The organism is Dyadobacter psychrotolerans (assembly GCF_004349265.1).
Taxonomy (GTDB): Bacteria; Bacteroidota; Bacteroidia; order Cytophagales; family Spirosomataceae; genus Dyadobacter; species Dyadobacter psychrotolerans.
On the sequence record NZ_SMFL01000002.1, the window covers coordinates 308387 to 330132 of the forward strand.

19 protein-coding genes are annotated in these 21746 nt (G+C 44.2%); 10 read left to right on the forward strand and 9 right to left on the reverse strand.

The annotated features are described in order from the left end of the window. The first annotated feature begins 105 nt into the window (after positions 1-105). Complete coding sequence (locus E0F88_RS05115) at positions 106-1578, forward strand: BNR-4 repeat-containing protein (RefSeq protein ID WP_131957057.1); 1473 nt, start codon at positions 106-108, stop codon at positions 1576-1578. Between the two features lie 55 nt (positions 1579-1633). Here the strand turns inward: E0F88_RS05115 and E0F88_RS05120 are convergent, their stop codons facing one another. Continuing rightward, on the reverse strand, positions 1634-2380 hold the full coding sequence (locus tag E0F88_RS05120; protein ID WP_131957059.1) for a LytR/AlgR family response regulator transcription factor: 747 nt from the start codon (positions 2378-2380) through the stop codon (positions 1634-1636). After that, positions 2370-3476 carry a sensor histidine kinase gene (locus E0F88_RS05125; RefSeq protein WP_131957061.1) on the reverse strand — a complete coding sequence of 369 codons (1107 nt, stop codon included), beginning with the start codon at positions 3474-3476 and terminating at the stop codon, positions 2370-2372. Before E0F88_RS05125 ends, E0F88_RS05120 begins: the two co-directional genes overlap by 11 nt. A 194-nt stretch (positions 3477-3670) precedes the next feature. Here E0F88_RS05125 and E0F88_RS05130 point away from each other — a divergent pair, with 194 nt between their 5' ends. Next, positions 3671-4066 (forward strand): DUF4890 domain-containing protein, encoded by a 396-nt coding sequence (locus E0F88_RS05130; RefSeq protein WP_131957063.1) that lies wholly within the window; start codon positions 3671-3673, stop codon positions 4064-4066. A 93-nt stretch (positions 4067-4159) separates the two neighbouring features. Next, positions 4160-5215, forward strand: coding sequence for a serine hydrolase domain-containing protein (locus E0F88_RS05135; RefSeq protein ID WP_131957065.1), 1056 nt, complete (start codon positions 4160-4162; stop codon positions 5213-5215). 157 nt (positions 5216-5372) lie between these two features. Here E0F88_RS05135 and E0F88_RS05140 read toward each other — a convergent pair whose 3' ends face one another. Continuing rightward, positions 5373-6644 (reverse strand): PepSY-associated TM helix domain-containing protein, encoded by a 1272-nt coding sequence (locus E0F88_RS05140; RefSeq protein WP_131957067.1) that lies wholly within the window; start codon positions 6642-6644, stop codon positions 5373-5375. Between the two features lies 1 nt (position 6645). After that, a complete protein-coding gene (locus E0F88_RS05145; RefSeq protein WP_131957069.1) occupies positions 6646-9033 on the reverse strand; it encodes a TonB-dependent receptor in 2388 nt (795 codons plus the stop codon). Positions 9034-9796: 763 nt separating this feature from the next. Here E0F88_RS05145 and E0F88_RS05150 point away from each other — a divergent pair. Together E0F88_RS05150 and E0F88_RS05155 are read left to right on the forward strand one after the other, a co-directional pair. Next, complete coding sequence (locus E0F88_RS05150; protein ID WP_131957071.1) at positions 9797-10159, forward strand: response regulator; 363 nt, start codon at positions 9797-9799, stop codon at positions 10157-10159. Positions 10160-10170: 11 nt separating this feature from the next. Next, complete coding sequence (locus tag E0F88_RS05155; protein ID WP_131957073.1) at positions 10171-10680, forward strand: DUF892 family protein; 510 nt, start codon at positions 10171-10173, stop codon at positions 10678-10680. A gap of 272 nt (positions 10681-10952) precedes the next feature. Here the strand turns inward: E0F88_RS05155 and E0F88_RS05160 are convergent, their stop codons facing one another. Continuing rightward, positions 10953-11756, reverse strand: coding sequence for a DUF4198 domain-containing protein (locus E0F88_RS05160; protein WP_131957075.1), 804 nt, complete (start codon positions 11754-11756; stop codon positions 10953-10955). 251 nt (positions 11757-12007) lie between these two features. On the opposite strand from E0F88_RS05160, the gene E0F88_RS05165 reads away from it, so the two are divergent. The 5 genes from E0F88_RS05165 (at position 12008) to E0F88_RS05185 (ending at position 18203) form a co-directional block, all read left to right on the forward strand. Then, entirely contained in the window at positions 12008-12394 is a 387-nt protein-coding gene (locus E0F88_RS05165; RefSeq protein WP_131957077.1) for a hypothetical protein, read from the forward strand. A 130-nt stretch (positions 12395-12524) separates the two neighbouring features. Beyond that, the gene (locus tag E0F88_RS05170) at positions 12525-14888 is read left to right on the forward strand and encodes a TonB-dependent receptor (protein WP_131957649.1); all 2364 of its coding nucleotides are present in this window, start codon (positions 12525-12527) and stop codon (positions 14886-14888) included. Between the two features lie 28 nt (positions 14889-14916). Continuing rightward, entirely contained in the window at positions 14917-16053 is a 1137-nt protein-coding gene (locus E0F88_RS05175; RefSeq protein WP_131957079.1) for a PepSY-associated TM helix domain-containing protein, read from the forward strand. A 464-nt stretch (positions 16054-16517) separates the two neighbouring features. Then, the gene (locus tag E0F88_RS05180) at positions 16518-17258 is read left to right on the forward strand and encodes an SDR family oxidoreductase (RefSeq protein WP_131957080.1); all 741 of its coding nucleotides are present in this window, start codon (positions 16518-16520) and stop codon (positions 17256-17258) included. Positions 17259-17303: 45 nt separating this feature from the next. Then, the gene (locus tag E0F88_RS05185; RefSeq protein ID WP_229213682.1) at positions 17304-18203 is read left to right on the forward strand and encodes a helix-turn-helix domain-containing protein; all 900 of its coding nucleotides are present in this window, start codon (positions 17304-17306) and stop codon (positions 18201-18203) included. Between the two features lie 64 nt (positions 18204-18267). On the opposite strand, the gene E0F88_RS05190 is transcribed toward E0F88_RS05185, so the two are convergent. The 4 genes from E0F88_RS05190 to E0F88_RS05205 form a co-directional block, all read right to left on the reverse strand. Beyond that, the gene (locus tag E0F88_RS05190; protein WP_131957081.1) at positions 18268-19098 is read right to left on the reverse strand and encodes an NAD-dependent epimerase/dehydratase family protein; all 831 of its coding nucleotides are present in this window, start codon (positions 19096-19098) and stop codon (positions 18268-18270) included. 70 nt (positions 19099-19168) lie between these two features. Continuing rightward, positions 19169-20023, reverse strand: coding sequence for an AraC family transcriptional regulator (locus E0F88_RS05195; protein ID WP_131957083.1), 855 nt, complete (start codon positions 20021-20023; stop codon positions 19169-19171). A 76-nt stretch (positions 20024-20099) separates the two neighbouring features. Then, positions 20100-20378, reverse strand: coding sequence for a hypothetical protein (locus tag E0F88_RS05200; protein WP_131957085.1), 279 nt, complete (start codon positions 20376-20378; stop codon positions 20100-20102). A gap of 59 nt (positions 20379-20437) precedes the next feature. Then, positions 20438-21667 carry an exo-beta-N-acetylmuramidase NamZ family protein gene (locus E0F88_RS05205; RefSeq protein ID WP_131957087.1) on the reverse strand — a complete coding sequence of 410 codons (1230 nt, stop codon included), beginning with the start codon at positions 21665-21667 and terminating at the stop codon, positions 20438-20440. Positions 21668-21746: the final 79 nt, after the last annotated feature.

Genomic DNA, 21746 nt, shown 5'->3' on the forward strand with positions numbered 1-21746 from the left:
CAAATACGAGTTTGTTTATTTTTTTCAAACATCGATTACAAAAAAACCTACCGGATAGTTGACTAGCTAAGCGCTGGCAACGATCCGGTATTTTTACTGATTTATATGAAAAACATCCGTCTTTGCATTTTTGTAATATCGCTTTTGGCAGCGGTCTCAATCCATGCCCAGCAACCTCTCACGCTGAACAAACCGGATAACGGCTACCGGGGAATCTGGTACAGCAACCAGCCTTCAAATGACGAATATGTTTACAAATACAGCGGAGGTTTAGGAACTTATCCAGCCAATCATTACCCGTTTTCTGTTTATGCAAAGGAAGTGAATAAAACCTTTTTTTGTCACGGCGGTACCGACGAGGCCGGGAAAACGCTCCTGCACATGGTTTCGTATTTCGATCACAAAACAGGAAAAGTGCCAAGGCCGACCATCGTCCTTGACAAAAAAACAGATAATGCGCACGACAATCCGGTCATGAATATTGATGGTGCAGGTTATATCTGGATCTTTTCCACTGCACACGGAACCAATACGCCCTCTTACATTCACAAAAGTCTGAAACCTTACGATATCAGCGCATTTGAACAGATCATGGCAACGCATAAGACAGGAGATAAAACAGTACCGCTGGATAATTTTTCCTATTTTCAAAGCTGGTATCAGCCTGGAAGAGGTTTTTTGAATTTATTTACGCATTATGACCGTAATGTGATCCCCGGTCAGCCCAAAAAACCGAGAAGAACAATCAGTTTTTTTACGAGTAAAAATGGTGTACAGTATTCAGAATGGCAGGATCTGGCGATCATTGAAGAAGGCCACTATCAGACCAGCGGCAGTTTCCAGGATAAAAAAATCGGCAGCGCATTTAATTTTCACCCAATTAAAGAGGGAGAAAACGGGCTGAATTACCGTACCAATTTGTATTACATTGAAACAAGGGATTTCGGAAAAACGTGGCAGGCTGCGGGTGGTGATACAATTACATTACCATTGAATCAGATCACCAACAAAGCACTGGTTCGGGAGTACCAGTCAAAGGGTCTAAATGTTTATATCAATGACCTGGCCTATGACAATGCCGGTCGCCCGGTGATACTTTTTATTACCAGCAAGGGATATCAGGCAGGACCGGAGGAAGGGCCCCGGGAATGGCTTACGGCCCGATACGACGGAAACGCGTGGGTGATTAAGCCCGTTACTACCTCGGACAATAACTATGATATGGGTTCTCTTGATATTGATAAAAAAGGAGTCTGGCGGATCGTCGGCCCGACTGTGGCCGGGCCGCAGAAATATAACACAGGAGGTGAAATGGTTCTGTTGACAAGCAAAGACGAGGGGGAAACCTGGCAATCAAAACAGCTGACTTTCAACAGTATTTACAATCATTCCTATGCCCGGAAACCGGTTCATGTTCACGATGATTTTTTTGCTTTCTGGGCAGATGGAGACGGCAGGAAAAAATCGGAATCCAGACTATATTTCTGCGACAAAAAGGGAAATGTTTTTATGCTTCCGAAAGTGATGAAGGGGGATTTTGAGAAACCGGCAAGGGTAAAGGGAATAGTCAACCGGTAATAAAATCCTTAATCCTCAAATAGTTCCACATCATTCAGAAACAAATCCGGCGTCATCAATACAGCTGATTCCTGTTCACCAGGTTCATGAAAACTTCCCGGTAACTTTTGCTGATAGGTATTTCCTTCCCTTTAAGATATATCGTGTTTCCCTGAATGGACTCAATTTTTGAAAAATTGACAATGTAGGAGCGGTGAACGCGGATGAATAGTCGGGCTGGCAACCGCGCCTCCATTTTGCCTAGGGGCACCAATGTCATGATTTTGTCTTTTCCTGCGAAAATTAAAATGTATTCGCCATAGGCTTCGATGTAATCGATATCGCTGAAATGAAGCTTATGGATTCTGAAATCCGACTTAACAAAAATGAAGTCCTCATCAGCGGCTGGACCGGCGGCAATCGGCTGATCTGGTAATCCATCGTTTTTGTGACTGCCTTGGAAATTGCTGATGTGCCCAATAGCGCGGTTTGCCGCCTGAAAAAATCTTTCGAATGAAATGGGCTTTACGAGATAATCCAGCACAGCCAGCTCAAAGCCTTTGATGGCATACTCGGTGTAGGCCGTTGTGAAGATGGTGACCGGCTTATGTGTAAGCGACTGTAGGAAAGCAATCCCGGTCAGTTCCGGCATTTGTATGTCCAGAAACATCAGATCAACCTGCTGGCTTTGTAAAACAACCTGTGCCTCCAGGGCATTTGCACAGGAACCAACCAAAGTCAGTGTCGGAATTTTGGCGATGTAATCGCAAAGCAACCGCCTTGCGAGCTGCTCATCATCGACAACCAGACAGCTAATTTTCATGGACAGGCAGGTTTAGAGATATCTGGTAGTTATCAGGCGTGTCGGTTATTTTCAGATCAAACTGGTTTCCATAAATCAGGTGAAGTCGTTTTCGCGTATTGGCAAGCCCGATTCCGCCCTGCTGCTGAACAACCTTATAATTTTTCTGTTTTGTATTTGTACAAATAAAATGAAAAATTCCCGCACCGTCGACAGTAAGTTTGATATCGATAAAACCCTCTGCATTCAAATCCAGATCCGAATGTTTAAAACTGTTTTCTACAAAGCCAAGCAGCAGCAGCGGAGCGATCAGGTGATCGGGTCGTATGCCGGCTGTTTCAAGGTTTATTCGTTTTGCAAAATTGTCCGACTTTAATTTCTGCATTTCAATGATGTTTTCCAAAAATGACACTTCTTTTTCCAAAGGCACTTTTTCATTCTGACATTCATGTAACATGTACCGCAAAAGCGCCGACAGCTTCAAGATCATGGGCGCCGCGTTGTCCTCTCTCAGGTATGCCAGCGTGTATATGTTGTTGAGGGTATTGAATAAAAAATGTGGGTTGATCTGGTTCCGGAGTGTTTCCAGCTCGGTTTCCAGCTGCTTTTTTGCCAGTTCAGACTGTCGTTGCAGGGCCTGAAAGCGGTCCACGGCAAATTTATAGGCTGCGCTGACGATCAGCACGAGGATCAAAAAGAGATAGATCCTGCCAAACTGGAATGCCCGGGGAAAACGTATTTTTCGTCCCCATGAGCTGGTCTGAAGGTATGGTTCTATAAGGGAAAGATGAGCCTTTGTGAAAACGAAGAGTATCAGCAAGGCTATGATTACGTATGCGGTGTACTTCCTTTTTTCAAAAAAATCGGGGATCAGAAAACGGATGTTGATATAAGCAACTGCCGATTGGATACCAACATTGACGGTTGCTCCCCAGACAGCCTTGTCGAACTGCTGGAAGCTGGATAACATCAGGAGCCACAACAACCAGTAACCCATCCAAAGCAGATAAGGGTTGAGCGCTTGCTGTTTTATTTTTGAAAAATCGATCATCACGGGGCGATTATTTTGCAATGGTAAACGAAAAGTATCAAAGTCAGAAAGTTTCCCTGCGAACATCAGGTTTACTCCGTTGAATGCGTTGCTTTTACCGGCAGACGGATCGGAGCAGTTTCAAAATTCATTTACCGGCAAAAACAATGCATTCGTTTGGTAAACCGGTTGATCGGAAGAAAATGTTTTTTGGCTGGTGAACTTGTTTGTTGTTTTGGATCGTCAGATAACAAGTTCAAAATCAATTGAGTTTATCAACCATGAAAAAAGTAAAGACAACAATTACTGGTATTTTTTGTTTAATGCTGGCGGCAACCAGCGCATTTGCACAAAGCGGAATAAAGCAGATGCCAGCGGAACAGCGGGCCGAATTACTAACGCTCCGCATGGCTACATCCCTGAAACTGGATTCAGCACAAAAAGAAAAGGTGAGCCGGATCAACCTGAAGTATGCGCAAAAAATGGATCCGGTGATCCAGGGAACAGGAAGTAAAATGTCCCGGTTTAAGGCATTCCGGTCGATCAGCATCGAAAAGGAAGCAGAGCTGAAAAGTATACTTACGAAGGAGCAATTCGCACAGTTTCAGCAACAACAGCAGGAAATGAAGGACGAGTTGAGGGCTAGACGAAAAGCAGGAGAATCACTGAAAAACTAAATCCAGCCATACGAGATCCACGGAGTGAAGCGCAGTCGGGGCGGAATCATTTTGCCTGTTTTGAAAATATCAAAAAAACCTAAACTTATAAAAATGACAAAAATACTTGTTTCCTTTCTTGCAGCCTGGTTTTCGCTGGCATGCAGTAAACAAAACGTAAGGCCTGATGGCAAGAATTTGCCATATGATTTTACGACTGTTGACCAATTCATTGACAAGAATCTGGCGAATTACAACAACCAGGTCGTGGTGTTGGTTTCGCAAAACGGAAAGCTCATTTATCACAAATCGGCAGGGCTCGACACCACGGCCACTAGACCGACGGCCTCTGCCTCGAAGTGGCTTTCAGCGGCGGTGGTGATGAGCCTGGTAGATGATAAGAAAATTTCCCTGGACGACACGGTTGGTAAATTTCTGCCTATATTTACCGCCAATCGGAAAGGCAGCATCACCATTCGTCAGCTATTTTCACACACTGCCGGTTTTGATGGAGATTCTCAGCAAGGTTTTGAATATCAAAGGAATATCACCTTGGCTGAGGCCGTTGATTCTATTGCCCGATATGTTCCGCTGGTTTACGCTCCCGGATCCGCTTTCAGCTACGGAAGCTCAGGAATACACATTGCCGGACGCGTTGCCGAACTGGTATCAGGTAAATCGTGGCAGGTTTTGTTCAACGAGAAAATTGGAAGGCCCTGTGGAATCACGGTGAGATATGGCTCTGTATCCAATCCGATCATTGCCGGGGGAGCAAATACTTCCGCGGCGGATTATCTGAAATTTCTGGAAATGATTGTCAGCAAAGGCCTTTCAGGAAAAAAGCGCGTTTTGAGCGAAGAAGCGGTTTCCGTAATGCTTTCCGATCAGACACGTAACGCAGTGATAAAAGGTACACCTTATCCAACCAACCCCTTTTCGCCGTATCCCGACAACACCATACGATACGGCATAGGCAATTGGCTGGACGTAGTGGATGCAGGCGGAATTGTATGGGAAAGCAGTAGTCCTGGGCTTTTCGGAGCACATGCCTGGCAGGATTCCAAAAATAAGATAGCGGGAATAATATTTACCCAAACCACGCCCCGAAAAAGTACTCAGACCAGTCTTGAAATAAGAAAGCTGATCAGGGATATTGTGGAGAAGCGTTGAAGGGCAGGACTGAATAAGCGGATTACATCCAGTCTCTGCAATTGCTTCAAAATACCGTCAAACGCTTCCTCGGTGCTATTTTTAATGTTGGCCCGGGAGGGTGAGTAATAAACGGAAGCATTGGTATGTTGAAAATCCGGTGTTCAGGTATCTGATACTAAACCTGTTGCACACTCCTTGGCTGCATGACTGGTTTGCGATTCTGACCGGTTTTTGCAATTGGTTCAGTTGCCGGAATTCGAATCGGTTGCTTTTTGTTGCTTTTTTTGCCTTTCTTCTGATACCAGATCAGAAACCCAGAAACCGGGAGGGTGGCAGAAAAAAGGCTGGCAAAAAACATTATTATTTTACCAAACAAACCAAATGCCTGGCCGGTATGCAGCGTCCGGTTTGCGTGTTTGACTTTATCCGCAGCGCTGTAATCTTTAAAGTATTCCGATTTTAACAATTTGCCTGAATACTGGTCAAATTCGAAAGTATTCTGTTTTCTAACGATCTGGTAAGGATAACGCAGATTGACTCTGATCGGATCTTTCTGGTTTTTTGCAAAATTGATATGTGCCTCATTCCAGCCCGAGTTACGGCCTGAAACGGTTTCAAAAGCTTCTGCGGGACTGAATTTCGCGGCCGGCAGATTGGTTGGACGAATGGAAACGACTTTTTTTGACTCTGCTTTTTTTCCTTCACCCAAAACTGCATAAACAAGTTTTTGTGATGGTTTCACAGCCCACCAGATACCCGTCAGCGTGATAAGCAAAAGTGGGATTACGAAATAGAAACCAAGAATGTTATGGAAATCATAATTGATACGCTGCCATTTGGCATCAAATTTCATCTTAAAAGCATTTTTGACCTGGTTCTTTTTACGGGGAAACCAGAGCACCAGTCCGGTTAAAAGCATCGTCAGAAATAAAACGATGTTGACTTTAATAATCCATTTCCCAATGTCACCCAGCAACAGGGTTTTATGTATTTTTTCAACCATATGCAGAAAATCGCTCTCCATGTTCCAGGGGCCGAGAATCTGTCCGGAATATGGATTGAGGGAAACGATTATCCTTGCTTTTTCATTTTCTTCATCTCCCTCTGTCTCCGTTTTCTTCTTCTTTTCCGGACTTTTCGAGTTAACTTTTTCAATGTCAGTAAGTCGGGCGATCATTGCACGGTCTGGTTGGGAAAACAACCTCAGCTGTTCAATCTGCTTTCCGGGAAATTGTTTGTTCAGAATCGAAATGGCGTCTGCGGTGGTTATTTTGGCGCGGGATTCCGGTTGAACAAACCGATATTCTTTCTGGGTAATATTTCTTATTTCTTCTTCAAAAACAAAAATGCAGCCGGTTATGCTAACCACAATAACCACAATGCCGGAGGCTAGTCCAAGCCAGAGATGAAGAAAGCCAGCTAAACTTTTGAAGGAAGATTTTGCCATTTCAGAAACTGTAAGAAAGGTTGATAAATACTTGTCTGCCTGGGATATCCTGTACTTTTGCGCTTGTCTGAGCGGTTGTGTACTCAATGGTCTGTTTGTTATTGGTATTAAAAATATCCATCAAACGAACGCTGAGCATCATTTTTTTCTTTACCAGATATTGGGAAATACTTGCATCCCAGTAAGCCAGTGTTTGTTCCTCTTTCTGACTGGAGACTTTGGGCCCGATCCCGTTCCAGGCTACCTGGAAAAACGTATTTTTCCCAAGTGTAAAATCTGAGATCATTTTTGCACACCAGTTAAACTGGTCTTTGATCGCATCTCCGCCGCCCTGATCCTCATTTTTCAGTTTGGAACCGAAACGGGAATAACTTCCATTGATGCTCCAGAAAGGCAAAGGTTGCGCTGCACCAATGAGCTCAACGCCCTGGATGTAAGCAGAATTGAAATTATCCGGTTTTTCAAGCACCACTCCGTCCGAGACGTCATAAAGGACTTTTTGAATCAGGCCGGAAATCTGACGACGGAATAGGTTGACGCCTATATTCCATTTGGAAGAAGTTTTCATATAACCAAGCTCAAAACCCCAGGCTTTTTCCGGGCGAAGCAATGGATTTCCGGTTTTTATTTTAGCAACATCCGAGCTGTCGACGAACGGGCTGAGATCTTTGAAACTGGCGCGTCTTATTTTTCTGTCAACCGAAAATTTCAGGAACTGCGTCGTATCCAGGTTGTAGATAAATGAAGCGCTTGGCAGGGGAATAAAGTAATTGCCTTTTGTGGAATAACCCGGCTCAATGGTTTCGTTGTAGAAATGGGTATACTCACCACGTATGCCTATTTCGCTGCGAAGCCTGCCTCTGGTCATCACAGCTTGTGTATATCCCGCCAGGATTTTTTCAGAGCTTGAAAAGTTATTCGTCGGGCTCTGGCTTGTTACAAACTGGTTTTTGTTGTAGTCGAATTTATCAACGATCTGAATGTTTTCACGATTTCGTCCACTGTATTTTAAGCCTGAGTTAAAGGTAAAAATATGATTGCTTCTCAGCGAATAATCTGCCTGGATAAAATCATTCCGGTCGTAATTATTTTCAAAGGTGTTGGTCAGGGCAGGTTTACTGTCCAGGGGGGCTCCGGCTGCATTGAGCTTCTGGTCGGTCTGGTATTTGGGTTTTGGGTAATGGCCGTCTACGTGATTATAAGAAAGGCTGAGCTTTCCGTTCGCTGACAGTTTCTGGGAAAACTGAACGATATATTCATTAAAACTCCAATCCTCAGTCTGATCTTCTGTTCGCAGCGTACGGCTTCCGAATGACTGGTCCGCTTTAAGTACTCTGGTGTCCTGCGTTTTTATTTTCTCTTCTTTCTGCCAGCCCCTTACGTATTCTGCACGCAGGTCGGCACCCTTCCAAAGATTCCAGCGCGTTCCTAATTTAATGTTGTCGCTTGTTATTTTTCTGCTTTCTTTTGAAAAAATATCCTGATATCCTGACACTTCACCGTTTTTCAGGAGGGTCACCTTATTGGTTTCGGTCATGGAATTTCCGTCTGTAAGGGCTACCAGATTCCGGTCATAAGCGCCATAAAACTCTGCTGATTTAACTTTGTGAGAAGCTTGAACGGAGGCATTGTAGCCGCCCAGACTATTAATACCTGCCATAATCTGGCCATGGGTTCCGTAGCGGGCATTTTTTTTGAGAATGATATTAACCACGCCATTCATCCCATCTCCATCATACTGAGCACCCGGGCTGGCAATAATTTCAATCCGCTCGATGGCCGAAACCGGTATTTGGTTCAATACGACTTCCCTGTTGTTTCCGGTCATACCAGCGTTTTTCCCGTCGATCAAAACCAGCGTATAGGATTTCTCAAGACCCCGGTAGCGAATATCGCGGGGAACCCCGGGAGGGCCACCCATCGCTACGGATGGCATTAATCTGAGCATGTCGCCAACGGAAGAGCCCTTTGCAACCGGCAGGTCCGATGCTTTGTAAACAATTTTTCCGGGTTCAATTTTTGTTACACCAATATCTCCTTTCACGATCACTTCCGATAATTGTGACACCATTGGTAAAAGTGTCATATTGAGCTCTGCATGCTGGTTTTTAGAGACAATGGAGATTTTTTCGGTCTGGAAAAGTTCATAACCAACACCACTCACCTTAATCGTATAGGTACCTTTGGAAAGTTTGTCAAAATTATAATCGCCATTTTGTCCGGATACAACGCCTTTGATAAATTTGTCGTTTTCAAAAAGCTGAACAGGGATATAGCTAACCACTGCATTGTTCTCCTTTTCACTGATTGTACCGCGAATCTGGGCTTCCTGGGCATAGGAAAGGGCAGTAATGAAGCACAGCAACAGGGTTTTGTAAAGTTTAAGCATATTGCTAACGAAGAGTAAAGATTATTTAGACTGAGTAGTAATAGCAAATGTAGTAACAAAGTATCAAAATGGATGCTGTTGTTTATATTTAATTTAAATAAACGTAACCGGGCCTGGAAGCATAGCCGCAAGAGATGAAATCTTTGGTTAAAATTTCCAGCAAAATGATCGCATTGGGTTATCAACTCAGGTTTATTAGTTAGTCGTAAAGGCAGACAAATGATGAAACAGGCATATCCGGATTAATACCATGCCCAATCTGCAACAGAAGTCGTTACGACGATGCAACGCTGGAGGTTGGGTATAATAACAAAAATATTGCGCAGGTACTTGCTCTGGCAGTGGATGAGGCATTTGACTTTTTAAGGCAAGAAACTCAAATTAACCGTGCTCTGGATGTTGTAGGTCAGGTAGTTTTTAGGGAAGCGACAATTATATCAAGCGCTAATTTCTAAAACAATACTATCAAATTTCTTTCCATCAAGTGGTATTCCGAGGCATACTTCTTATACTTTTCGAAGTTGTTATTGTTTTCCTGAATTGCGGTTCTAAAACTTTGAAATCCGCCTGCTATAATGAATAATTTCATTTCAGATATATATATCCGAAGCCTTTTTTTTCGAGCATAAAAGCTGGAACTAGATAAAATTGTAACTTTTGGACTTATTTGTTGCACTATTTTTGGTAGTTAATTGGCATTTGTATTCTCTTAAATTGGTGGCATAAGATTAATAGAGTCTTCTGTGAACCCAAATACTGATTAATGAAGAAAAAATTACTTATTATTGAAGATGATTCGGACATAATAGAATTGTTGAAAATTGTGTTTCGGGACAGCGGACACGATGTTATTTTTTCTCAATTTGATCTTGGAGATGATTACATCCATGTTTTACACCCCGATCTGATTTTATTAGATGTGCGACTTAAAGGGTCTTCCCGCTCCGGATCGCAAATTTGTACAGAACTAAAATCTAATCCTGAGACGGCAAGGTTACCTGTGATTTTATGTTCAGGAGAATACAATATCGCAGATATTGCCAGAAGCTGCAATGCGGATACGTATCTGGCCAAACCTTACAATATAATCAACCTGTTATTTCAGGTAAATAAATTTCTTTCTTAAAACGGAGACGTATGAATACCCAAGATTTAATAAATGTTGAGAAAAGCGACCTTGATAAATTTTTCATTCACCACCTCAATAAGGTTTATGCAGCCAAGACCCTTCTGATATCGGAATTGCCACAAATCATGGATCAGGCGCACTTTTCAGATCTTCGTCAGGCTATGCTGGACACTGTTGAAGGGGTGAAAAATCAGATTGAAAGGATGGATGAAATTTATGAAATTTTGCCGGCGGAATTTTTAGAAAGTGATTCAAGCGGTTTAAAAGGTTTGGTTGAAGATTCATTTAAAGATATCAATCACTATGGTGGAAATCCTGAGTTAAGGGATATGTCAATTCTTTTCTATCTGCATAATATTGAAAGTATAGAAATGGCTTCATTTCAAATACTGGAAATGGCGTCGGTAAAATTGAAAAATGACCGTATTAAACAATTGATAAAAGAAAATTATGAGGAAGCAAAAGCGGACCGAACCTTGCTCTTGCTGATTAGTGCTAAGTATATTTCAACGGTCTGAAAACTGGTTATTAATATTTGAATACCCATGAGGTTGTATAGGCTATGCTGACTCAAATCAAATATTTTTGCATGAATTATCTGCTCAGAGTAAATTTTTTTCTATTCATAGCCCAGATTTTGGTAATATTGACTATCTATATAGTGTTTGATATTGGTCGTTACCCAAAAGCCTGAATAACAACTCATAGGTTAGAGCAAGGATCTTCGATTTTACAAAAATTGTAGTGACTAATTCTCGAATACTTAGTAGGAATAAATAATCCGGACTTCTCAATAGAACCCAAAAGTATAACTACCCCAATAGCTTTGCCAATCAGCTTTTTTAACATTTCTGTTTGGGATCATGTGTACGGTGCTGATCATCCATTTGCCTGTCTGTTCGACAGGGAAGGCAACATTTCCATTTTTATCACTTCTGAGCATCTCATGCGTGGTTTTGCCCTCCACCATGTGCCAGGCGAGCACAAGCGCATTGGGTAACGGGGTGTTGCCGAAAAGAATTTTAAAGGCGAGGGGCCCTTTTGATTTTTGTGCATAAGGATTTTGAGCAGGTATAATTTCCAGTTGCATTCCGGTATTGATGGCATAGGTATCATCCTTTTCAGAACCTACCTGAATCAACGTTTTTACGCAGCGCTGGTATAATTCTCTTCCTGATTTTAAAGTATCATTGCTTTGCTGCCGAACTTTGATGACATTATCGAGCCCTTCCGTACGAAGGTATTCATTGAACTGCCCGGCTTCAAGCTCTATAAATTTGCTGGTGTTGCTGAAAGCGATCAGGTGGTTGCCTTCACGGGCGAACGCGATGTCGATGCTGCTGAGGCTGTCTCCCGAAACCTTGTTTCGGATGTCCTGTTTCTTTGAGTTTGCATAGTGGTCTAATTTCAGAACCTGGTATTTGTGCCCATTGGAGTTCGTACCCTGATAGTCTTCCCCAACCATGAGTTCGATGCGGACTTTTTCATTTTTTTTAAGCCAGAATTTGATTGGTTCAAGCCAGAATTCATGGGCAAATGTCAGTGTACACAAAAGTGACAGACTGATAAGAGAAAGTAAGCGCTTGATTTTCATACAGGTTATTGGGTACGTTGAATTGCAAAATGATGTTTTCAGAATGGTTGCCGGACGAATTTATCCGTCCAGGTCATCCTTTATAGATTGTAAAAGTAAACTTAGAAACAATAATTAAATAATGGTCAATGGACATGGTAGAATGCTTTGGAAAAATGCCATAATGAAAAGATTGTACCATTAAAATCTGAAACTTTCACACGCAAATGTGCAGCGCAAGATAATCCATGGTTATATTTGCCAAAGATCTGATGCGTACAGTTATAATCTACATATGGCTTATTACTACAATCCTGCCGACTTTTAGTCAGTGGGGTACCATCGCATATTACCAGATCAACAAGGAGTATATAACCCGGATACTTTGCAAAAACCGGGATAAACCGCAGCTGGAGTGCAACGGCCGTTGCTATCTGGCCAAGATGCTGAAAGAACAGCAGGAAAAAGAGGATCAAAATACCAGTGAACAGATTCAAAACATACCTTCACTTCAGCTTTTTACTTCTCCTGATACTTCTTTTGCTTTTTTAACAGTCAATTTTTCACAAAATAAGCAGCAAACCTTCTCTTACCGGCTGGGGACCTACCTGGCGCCGCTTTCCATTCTCGTTCCACCCCCTTGTTTACAGTTGGCTTAACGTTTCTGACAGGCAGACCGTAGCCCCGTGAAGCATCCGTTTTTTTACGGACACCATACCTTTTTGGATTAAGACATTAAATCACACCCTTTCAAATATGAGTAGGGTCAGTTACCATTTTATCGTTCAAATGAAAATCAAATATCTGTTTCTGTTATTTTTTATTTTAAATAGCTGTTTTAATTCCCAAGCTCAATCTGGAACCGGAGCGCTCAGTGGCCGTATTGTCAATGCGGATCAGCAGGCCATTACAGGCGCATCCATCACTTTACAGAACACCAGTCTGGGAACCATTACGGATTCCAAAGGTCAGTTCAGCCTGACAGGTATCACGCCCGGATCTTACATTTTATCGGTTTCGAATGTGGGTTATACTGCTTACAGCCAAAGTATTCGAATTTCGAAAGGGAAAAACCCTTTTCTTGACCTGCAGCTTTCAGAAAGCAGGCAGGAGTTGGAGGAGGTTGTGGTAAGTACGGCTAAAAATCGCTACCAGGTACTGAATTCCAATGCATCCACCCGCACCAATACACCGCTGCTTTCCACGCCTCAATCTGTGCAGGTGATGTCATCTCAGGTTCTGCGCGACCGCCAGGCATTCACTTTAAATGAGATTGCAGGTTCTTTCACGGGCATGAAGGCAAACAACGGAAACGGTAATTTTCAAATACGCGGCTTCACGGCTTATTCGCCCAATGATGCCAGTTTTTTGCTTTACAATGGAATACGGGGAAACCTGTTCCTGTGGAGCCAGCAGCCATTGCTTTACAATATTGAATCGGTTGAGCTTCTGCGTGGTCCTTCGGGCGCTTTATTTAGTGAAGGTTCTCCGGGTGGGGTGGTCAATTTTGTTACGAAAAAGCCTTTATCTGAAAAATGGGCCAGCGTGGATTTTTCTTTGGGTAGCTGGGGTTTTGGGCGCGCATCGGTGGATTTCACCGGGCCGGCTGATGGTCAGAAAAAGCTTTTGTACCGGGCCATTGCCGGTTACGACCGCTCAGAGAGTTTCCGGGATTATCAGAACAAGCAAAACGTGTTCCTCGCTCCGTCTTTGACTTACCTTTTCAGCAGGAGAACTTCCTTAAGCCTGGAACTGAATTACGCCTATCAAAAGGCGGTTCAGCAGTATGACAACGGAAGTTTTATTTATACGCGGCCTGATGGCAGTTTTGATTTTAAGCATTATGCAAACAACCTGACGATCCAAAGTCCGACGGATTATGGCAAAACACACAATGCATCCGCTACATTAACTTTCGATCATAAGATCAGTGACAACCTGAAATTCACGGTCGTGGAGCGGGCAGTGCGTAACAAGCTGGATTTCACAGATCACATACCGGTGGGAAGGATTCGCAATGACAGTATCAGCCGGGGATATCAGGATTGGCTGACCGACAGGTTCAGTCTGCAGACAACTGCATTTGCCACTTACAGCACAAAAACAGGCCGGGTTGGCCACCAGATTATTGTGGGTACAGATTACAACCGTTACGGATGGACACAGAACGACTACCAATACAAATCTTCCACCCGCATTTCTATATTGAATCCGAATTATGCGGGCAGTGTTCCTGACGCTTCCGTCCCGGCAGACGAATCCGATGATAACAAACGCATTACCAACCTGATCGGCGGCTACATTCAGGACCAGGTAAGTGTTGGTAAATTAAAAGTGCTGCTATCGCTGCGTTATGACAGTTACAACGGAAAGGAAACGCCATTATCTGACCGCGACAACAAACAGGGTGACGAGCTGCAGGCTTCGGGATGGATTCCCAGGATCGGACTGGTGTATTTGCCTGTGAAGAATTTGTCCATTTATGGCACGTATCTGAAATCATTCAATCCTCAGACTTCCAATAATGTGCTGGCTGGCGGACCTTTCCCAACCCGGCAGGCGACCCAGTACGAAGTGGGCTCGAAAGCGGATCTTTTCAGCAGCCGGTTGTCGGCCACAGTATCATTGTATCAGATCAACTATGCCAACATTCTCACAGCAGCACCCACAGAGGAAAATTCTCACCGGCAGGCAGCGATCGACGGTACGCGTAGCCGTGGAGGTGAGTTCTCGGTAACGGGCAATCTCAATGGGCTCAGCCTGATCGCGGGATATGCTTTTAATGGACATGTACTTGTAAGCACGAGCAATTATGGAAAAAAAGGCGACCGTTTTGCCAATGCGCCGAAACATCAGATCAATTTGTGGGGCAAGTACGCGCTTTCAGGAGCGCTTAAAGGGTTTGGTCTGGCAGCAGGCGTGCGTTATGTGAGCGACCAGGTGGGTCTTCTGACCAACCAGAATTTTGTCTTTCCGTCGTACACGGTTCTGGATGCGGCGCTTTCTTACCAGCGGAACAGGTTTCAGGTTCAGCTCAACGCGTATAACCTGACCAATAAACACTATTTCACCGGAAGCCGGTCGGGCGTGACACTGGCCGGATTGGGCGATCCGCTGAATGTAAGGGTAGGGGTTAGCTATCATCTCTGGTAATTCATATTTGTTAATGATCAGAATATAGATGAAAAAATCATCACTCAGCCGAAAGCTTTTTAAGCTGCATAGCTGGCTTGGCTTGTTTACGGGTATATTTTTGATCCTGCTTGGATTAAGCGGCTCCGTCCTGGTTTTCAGAACGGAGCTGGATCATTTCTTCAACCGGGATTTACTCCACGTTTCACATGCACAGACCAAGGTTCCCGATCAGGTCCTGCGGAATTGCTATGACAGGATCACCAGCCGGTATCCGAACCTGGACGGTATTGCCTGGGTCAATCCGGATGCCGGGCCGGATGAAGCTTATAATTTCCGGATCTATTTTAATGACGCGCGTCTGATGACCTACGATCTGGGGTTGATTTCTTTTGATCCATATACCTTCGCAGTTCTCAGAGAGGGGCCGGCGAGCCATTTTACGCCGAGCTTTATCGAATGGCTTTTTCAGTTTCATTTCAGTTTCCAGCTGGGTATGCCAGGGGCTGCATTGACGGCCATTTTTGGGATCACGATGCTGCTCTCGCTGCTTACCGGGGCGGTGGTATACCGGAAAATGCTTTGGAAAGTGCTGACCTTTCGGGTAAAGATCAACCGGAAAAACTGGCGTACAATAAGCTCCGATCTGCACCGGATCGTTGGTGTGTGGTCTATGCTTTTGAACGCGGTGATCTTCTTCACCGGTTTCTGGATGAATATGTTTGCATTTAAACCAAAAACCTGGCAGAATGAGCTGGTACCGACCAAACCTAATACGCACATTTCCGTTTCGCCGGACCGGATGTATCAGCAGGCGCTGCTCGCCATGCCGGATCTGGAGCCTACCTATGTTTACCTGCCAACACAGCCAGAGCGCAAGTTCGAGGTCAGAGGTTATGAAAAAGGGCAGTTGAAATTATGGGGCAGCGGCAATTCGGTGCGGCTGGACCAGCAAAGCGGGGAAGTTCTAAAAATCACCCGCCTGCGCGAAAAACCTTTGGGCGAACGGATTGAGGCGACTTTTTTCACTTTACATGTAGGTAACTTTGGCGGACTTGCAGTCAAGATTCTTTATGTTATCATAGGACTTACACCCGGGTTGTTAACTGTTACAGGCTTTCTGTTGTGGTGGCGGCGCTGGCGGAAGAATACAAGTTCTGAGCCAGAGAGAAGGGTTGTTAATTAAAAGGATGAAGACATTTGCCGAATCAGGAATATTCAGATCAGTAAATAGCAACAAAAAATAGGCCATGATTTCTCGATGATCCATATTTAAGCATTGATCTTGAAAATTTAAGATAATGCTTTAAATTTTGAGGTAAATTCAAAAGAGTTGCTGAGAGACTTCGAGTGGTGTATCAGATTATCATGCAAAGGAAGCTCGCCGCCTCTAAACAACCTGTAATCAAAAGTCGGTTTGTTGAATTCAATGTTCCATACAAAGAGCAGGTCCTCCCTATTGATAGTACCTTTCAGATGCGACTACTCCGCATCCGCAAAGCGAATGAACCGATTGACATCTTCTCGTCGTGTTCAAAAAGAGGTAATGATCAGACCTGTGCAACGATTATAACTACACAATCGACCAGTAAGACTACACTTCACTGCTGGTTCGTTCGGAGCTTTGTATCAACCAAATTTTGATCTAGTATGAAAAATGGAATTGAAGGCAAAGTAGTGGTTATTACCGGTGCAAGCAGTGGAATGGGTGAGGCTATGGCCGAGTTGCTTTCGGACTATGGCGCAAAAGTCGTGCTGGGCGCTCGGCGGGCAGACCGGCTCGAATCTGTGGCAACACGCATTAAAAGCGCAGGTGGTCAGGTGGTCTGGCTGGAAATGGATGTGAAGCGCAGGGAGGATGTGCAAAGGCTTGCAAATCTGGCAATTACTGCTTTTGGGAGGCTGGATGTAATGGTTAACAATGCGGGTGTTAGCCAGCTGCAACGCATGGAAGAACTCGATGTGGAGGGCTGGGAGCAGATGATCGATGTCAATGTAAAAGGTGTACTTTATGGTATTGCAGCAGCATTGCCGATATTTAAATCGCAGGGTTCAGGGCACATTATTAATATTATTTCAACGGCTGGCATCAGCATTGTGCCAACAATGGGTGTATATGCCGCTACAAAAAATGCGGTGCGGACAATTAGCGAGGCACTCCGGCAAGAATCCGCAGGACGCTGGCGCGTAACAGGCATTTCGCCGGGTTTTGTAGCCACGGAATTTATCAGTAATATCAAAAATGAAAGCATGCGAACTGCTATTCAGAACAAAGCGGACGAAATTGCAATCCCTGCCAAAGCCATTGCCGATGCCGTTGCTTATGCGATTGGGCAGCCTGACAATGTGGATGTAGGTGACATTATCATCCGTCCGACAGTCCAGGATTGAGGCGTTGCGCATTAATTTTTATAATATCTGTAAGTCTATCATACCATGCAACCAATCATTTTTGACAATATCTCAGCATTGATGCAGCGGCTTCATTTACCGAAGCCGCTGCACCCGCTTGTTGCCTTGGTGCATTATGACCAGACCAAACCAGACGTCAGCGACGCGGGAAGCCGATACCTGTTGCATTTTTATAAAATAGCCTTCAAATCAAAGTTTAGCGGGCGGGCAAAATACGGGCCAGGCTCTTATGATTTTCGGGAGGGAGGCATTGCTTTTGTCGCACCAAACCAGTTGGTCGAATTATCGGCAGATTTGAAAGAACACGAGGGTTATGCCTTGTATTTTCATCCGGATCTGTTGTTTCAGTATCCGCTAGGCAAGAGCATTCACCAGTATGGATTCTTTTCATATTCCGTTTCGGAGGCTTTGTTTCTTTCAGAAAAGGAAAAGGAAGTAATTTCGGCGTTGTTTGAATCTATTCGGACTGAACTGGAAAACAATATTGACCAATTTAGTCAGGATGTACTGGTGTCGCAGATCGAGTTGCTGCTGAATCACTGCAACCGTTTTTACAACCGCCAGTTTTTAACTCGTAATGTACTGCATCACGATTTAATTGATCTGATGAATCTGTATCTCAAAGATCGTTTTGCAAACCAGCAAGCGCTCAACAGCGGATTACCCACGACCGGGGAAATAGCAGCATATTTAAAAGTTTCCCAGCGCTATTTATCAGATATGCTCAAATCTTTGACGGGCAAAACTACGCAGGAGCACATTCATCTTCGGCTTTTGGAGAAGGCAAAAGAATTGTTGACCAGTCATTCGCTGACAACTGCGGAAGTGGCTTACCAATTAGGTTTTGAACATCCGCAATCGTTCAATAAGCTTTTTAAACAAAAAACCGGCTTGTCTCCTGCAGCTTTCCGGCAAAGACATTAAATATCAAAACAGTCATTCTTTCGGCTATCGCGCCAGCCACTGATAACGGAGAAGTAAGCCAGTCTTATAGCAACTTATCGTGCACCGCCTGATAGACCGTTCTGACTGCTGGCTGAAAGCCCAGGCTACGTGCAAGTGAGCTGTCGGAATGTAGATACCAGGGATCTGTGAGCGGCTCGGATGATGATTCCATCGTAACGCCGGCAAGCCCTGACAACTCATAAAGCGAAGTCGGTGCCTCGTCCGAAATATTCACGATGCGGCCATCCATGGTTCCTGCCAGTGCCATGTTTACTGCGGTGGCTATGTCACGATGGTGAATGGTGCTCATTCTCATTGCGGGATGCCATTTGGCTGCAATTAAATGTTCTGGCAATGTTTCCAGATGTTTGTCCCCATCTCCATACACAAAGGGAAATCGCAGGATAGACCAGTTAATACCGGATTCACGCAGCTCCTTTTCAGCCGCAACTTTACTGGCGGGATACGCGTGTTGCGGATCAACATCGTCATTCTCCCGGCCAGGATGGGGGTTGTTCTTATTGTAGACATGCGTAGTGCTTGCCAAAATGAAACGGGCACCAGGTGCATGCGCTTTTGCTGCATTGATCAGCTTACGGGTACCTTCAAGATTATTTTTCCAGATCAAATCAACGTCCTGCGTGCGGAAAATCGCTGCAAGATGGACGATTGCCGAAACACCCTTAACCGCCGCTGCCAGTGACGCTTCGTCCAGCAGATCAGCTTCTACGGCTGTGGCCCCGGCCGGAGCATCTTTTCCGCCGCGCACCAATGCGTGGCAGTAAAAGCCTGCGTCAACAAGGCGCGGTACAAGGCGGGCGCCAACAAGCCCGGTCACACCTGTTACTAAGATTGTCTTTGATTCTCTGCTCATATTTAACATTTTTTTGATGAACAAAGCTCGGAAGATTCTTGGCGTCAGAGCTGGATGAAAGCCGCTCAACTCAGGACAAATCCTGAAAAAAACCGGCAACGGTTTTCCCCGTCACCTTCTTGAACAAGCGGGAAAAATAATCCGGGTCATTAAATCCCAGATCGAAAGCCAGCTCTTTTACCGAAGTCCGTTCATTGTAATGCAAGCGCCTACGGGCTTCCAGTATCAACCGGTTGGTTATAAATTCTTTTGGCGAAAGTCCTGAGAAATGTTTGACAATCTGATATAAACTGTCTGTACTTACCGCGAGTTCTTCTGCAATGTTTCTGATAGTCGGGTGATCTGTGAGGTTGTTTTCAACAAATACCTTGAATCCGATAAACTTTTCAGTTCTTTGATCCGAAGGCTTTCTGTCAGCTGCAAAATAAGCGGTGTTAATCTCTGTCAAAAGGCTATTCAGATGGGCAAGGATTAAATCAGGATCGGTATCGGCCATGCTCAGTAAGCCCAGGAGGATTTCAAAAATGGCCTTAACTCTGAGAGCCGCCGTCGGTAAAAAGCGGATCTTCTGCTGGTTAAGCGGGTTGAGCAGAAAAGGAAATTGCCGGGGTAATCTTGACAAGCATTCTTCATCAAAGCCCAGCTTGAAATAATCCGAGCCATGTGCGGTCGCCGGATATTCCTGAATTTGATGGGGTAATGCAAAAAGCAATTCATGCTTTCCAATTTCAATTGTATCCAGATCCACAATATGGTGGCTGCGGCCATCTAAAACAAAAAGGAAAAAATAATATTGTAACCGGCTTGTGAATCCGGATTTCGCAGCCGTTTCCGGGGATAAATGTCCGAACCCCGGGGTGACAATCCTTATCGGCAGTTGATTATTCTGGCTGAACTTTTCCGGGAACAAATTCTTGCTTCGCATGCTTCAAGATGATAAAGTAGTCGACGTTGTTGTTAACGCGATGAATGGATGAATACGCTGATTTGGTTTCTGATTCTTACGAACGATAAAAACCGTATATGAGCAAGCCAACCAGTATGGATTCAGTGATCCAGATAGTGCGCGTATTCGAATGTGAGATCCGTCGAATCAGAAAGTGGCCTCCCAGGCATACCGCCGTAATAGGCAGCCCGAGAACAATTTCGAGCGGATAATCCCTCTTTTGGTCCGGAGTTCCATAGAGCACGAAAAACAGTCCGTGCAGAATTTCGTACAAGCCCAGTAGTGCTCCCAGCATAAGAGGCGTGATCCAGGTGAATAACTTTTCAATATTCATAACACGGTCGGAATAATTTGGAGATTAATCATCAATATTCTCGGGTAACAATTTACTCATCAAGGATACAGCAGATATTTCATCCGTATTGCCTTAAACTTCTGCAACCCGGGTTCCCAACTTTTTCTGATATCCGCTTCCGATACGCCTGCGATGATCTGTTTTCTTAATTGATCAGTACCAATGCGCAGATCGAACGCTGATATATCCTGATCTGCTCTTCCGGGCGTAAAAAAGTTCGCCTTGTCCGGGTAGGCATTGTATAATTCAATCAACCAGGACAGACTAATTTGCCGGCTCTTAACAAGCCTATCAATAGCATAAGTGCTTAGATCCAGGCCATAACAAACAGAGTCTTTGTGATTGGGCCGTTCGCTCATTCCGGGAATACTTACCGGTTTGTAGGAGAATGCATATTTTCCTTTCAATGCGGGTGCCCCCAGTATGGTAAATGGCGTATAAGTCCCTCGTCCTTCATTGATAGCCGTTCCTTCAAACATACATAAGCTAGGGAAAAGCATTACTGCCTGCTGTGTGTTTAAATTCGGGGAAGGATTTACCGGCAAGACGTATGGCATATCATGGTTATAATTGGCAACTTTAATAATCTTTATTTTGCAAGGGTTTTTTAAATACCCTTCTCCATTAAGGTATTGCGCAAATTCACCGATTGTCATGCCGTGGGTCATAGGCGTATAATGGATCCCGATGGCAGATTTAAATTTATCATCTGTCATTACAGGCCCGTCTACGACATAGGCATTAGGATTGGGTCTGTCAAGAATAAGCAGTTGTTTGCCGTTTTCTGCACAGGCTTCCATCACATATTCAAGCGTATTGATGTTGGTATAATAGCGGCAGCCTACATCCTGAATGTCAAAGACAATAAGGTCGATATCTGCCAGCTGCTCTTTTGTTGGTTTCTGGTTTTTGCCGTACAAAGAGATGATTGGAATACCTGTTTTAGCATCTGTCTCATTGTTCACCACAGCCCCGTTACTGGCATTGCCTCTGAAACCATGCTCCGGTCCAAACACCTTTACAATATTAATTCCAAGGCTAGATAAACTGTCTACGCTGCTTACCGTACCAATAATCGAGCTCTGATTGGCAACAAGGCCAATTCGTTTTCCTTTCAGATAAGGTAAGTATTTCTCCGTTTGGTCAGCACCGGTTATGATTACGGGCTTATGGGATACAACTTTGTTTGGCGAAGCAATTTGTGCATTACATTCAACGCTGCTGATCGCAATGAGTGTTAAAAAAAATATGAAAATATATCTTATCATTTCTAATATCTTAAATATTTTTTTGTTGCCATTGACGCTGTGCAAGAGGTCGTCCGGTCAGAAGGGCTAAATTAGCAAA

Coding starts and splice junctions, on each gene's coding strand:
- E0F88_RS05135 (WP_131957065.1), top strand. CDS start 4,160: ATGACAAAAATACTTGTTTCCTTTCTTGCAGCCTGGTTTTCGCTGGCA.
- E0F88_RS05205 (WP_131957087.1), bottom strand. CDS start 21,667: ATGATAAGATATATTTTCATATTTTTTTTAACACTCATTGCGATCAGC.
- E0F88_RS05120 (WP_131957059.1), bottom strand. CDS start 2,380: ATGAAAATTAGCTGTCTGGTTGTCGATGATGAGCAGCTCGCAAGGCGG.
- E0F88_RS05170 (WP_131957649.1), top strand. CDS start 12,525: ATGAAAATCAAATATCTGTTTCTGTTATTTTTTATTTTAAATAGCTGT.
- E0F88_RS05140 (WP_131957067.1), bottom strand. CDS start 6,644: ATGGCAAAATCTTCCTTCAAAAGTTTAGCTGGCTTTCTTCATCTCTGG.
- E0F88_RS05180 (WP_131957080.1), top strand. CDS start 16,518: ATGAAAAATGGAATTGAAGGCAAAGTAGTGGTTATTACCGGTGCAAGC.
- E0F88_RS05115 (WP_131957057.1), top strand. CDS start 106: ATGAAAAACATCCGTCTTTGCATTTTTGTAATATCGCTTTTGGCAGCG.
- E0F88_RS05185 (WP_229213682.1), top strand. CDS start 17,304: ATGCAACCAATCATTTTTGACAATATCTCAGCATTGATGCAGCGGCTT.
- E0F88_RS05145 (WP_131957069.1), bottom strand. CDS start 9,033: ATGCTTAAACTTTACAAAACCCTGTTGCTGTGCTTCATTACTGCCCTT.
- E0F88_RS05125 (WP_131957061.1), bottom strand. CDS start 3,476: ATGTTCGCAGGGAAACTTTCTGACTTTGATACTTTTCGTTTACCATTG.
- E0F88_RS05150 (WP_131957071.1), top strand. CDS start 9,797: ATGAAGAAAAAATTACTTATTATTGAAGATGATTCGGACATAATAGAA.
- E0F88_RS05195 (WP_131957083.1), bottom strand. CDS start 20,023: ATGCGAAGCAAGAATTTGTTCCCGGAAAAGTTCAGCCAGAATAATCAA.
- E0F88_RS05130 (WP_131957063.1), top strand. CDS start 3,671: ATGAAAAAAGTAAAGACAACAATTACTGGTATTTTTTGTTTAATGCTG.
- E0F88_RS05190 (WP_131957081.1), bottom strand. CDS start 19,098: ATGAGCAGAGAATCAAAGACAATCTTAGTAACAGGTGTGACCGGGCTT.
- E0F88_RS05155 (WP_131957073.1), top strand. CDS start 10,171: ATGAATACCCAAGATTTAATAAATGTTGAGAAAAGCGACCTTGATAAA.
- E0F88_RS05165 (WP_131957077.1), top strand. CDS start 12,008: ATGCGTACAGTTATAATCTACATATGGCTTATTACTACAATCCTGCCG.
- E0F88_RS05200 (WP_131957085.1), bottom strand. CDS start 20,378: ATGAATATTGAAAAGTTATTCACCTGGATCACGCCTCTTATGCTGGGA.
- E0F88_RS05175 (WP_131957079.1), top strand. CDS start 14,917: ATGAAAAAATCATCACTCAGCCGAAAGCTTTTTAAGCTGCATAGCTGG.
- E0F88_RS05160 (WP_131957075.1), bottom strand. CDS start 11,756: ATGAAAATCAAGCGCTTACTTTCTCTTATCAGTCTGTCACTTTTGTGT.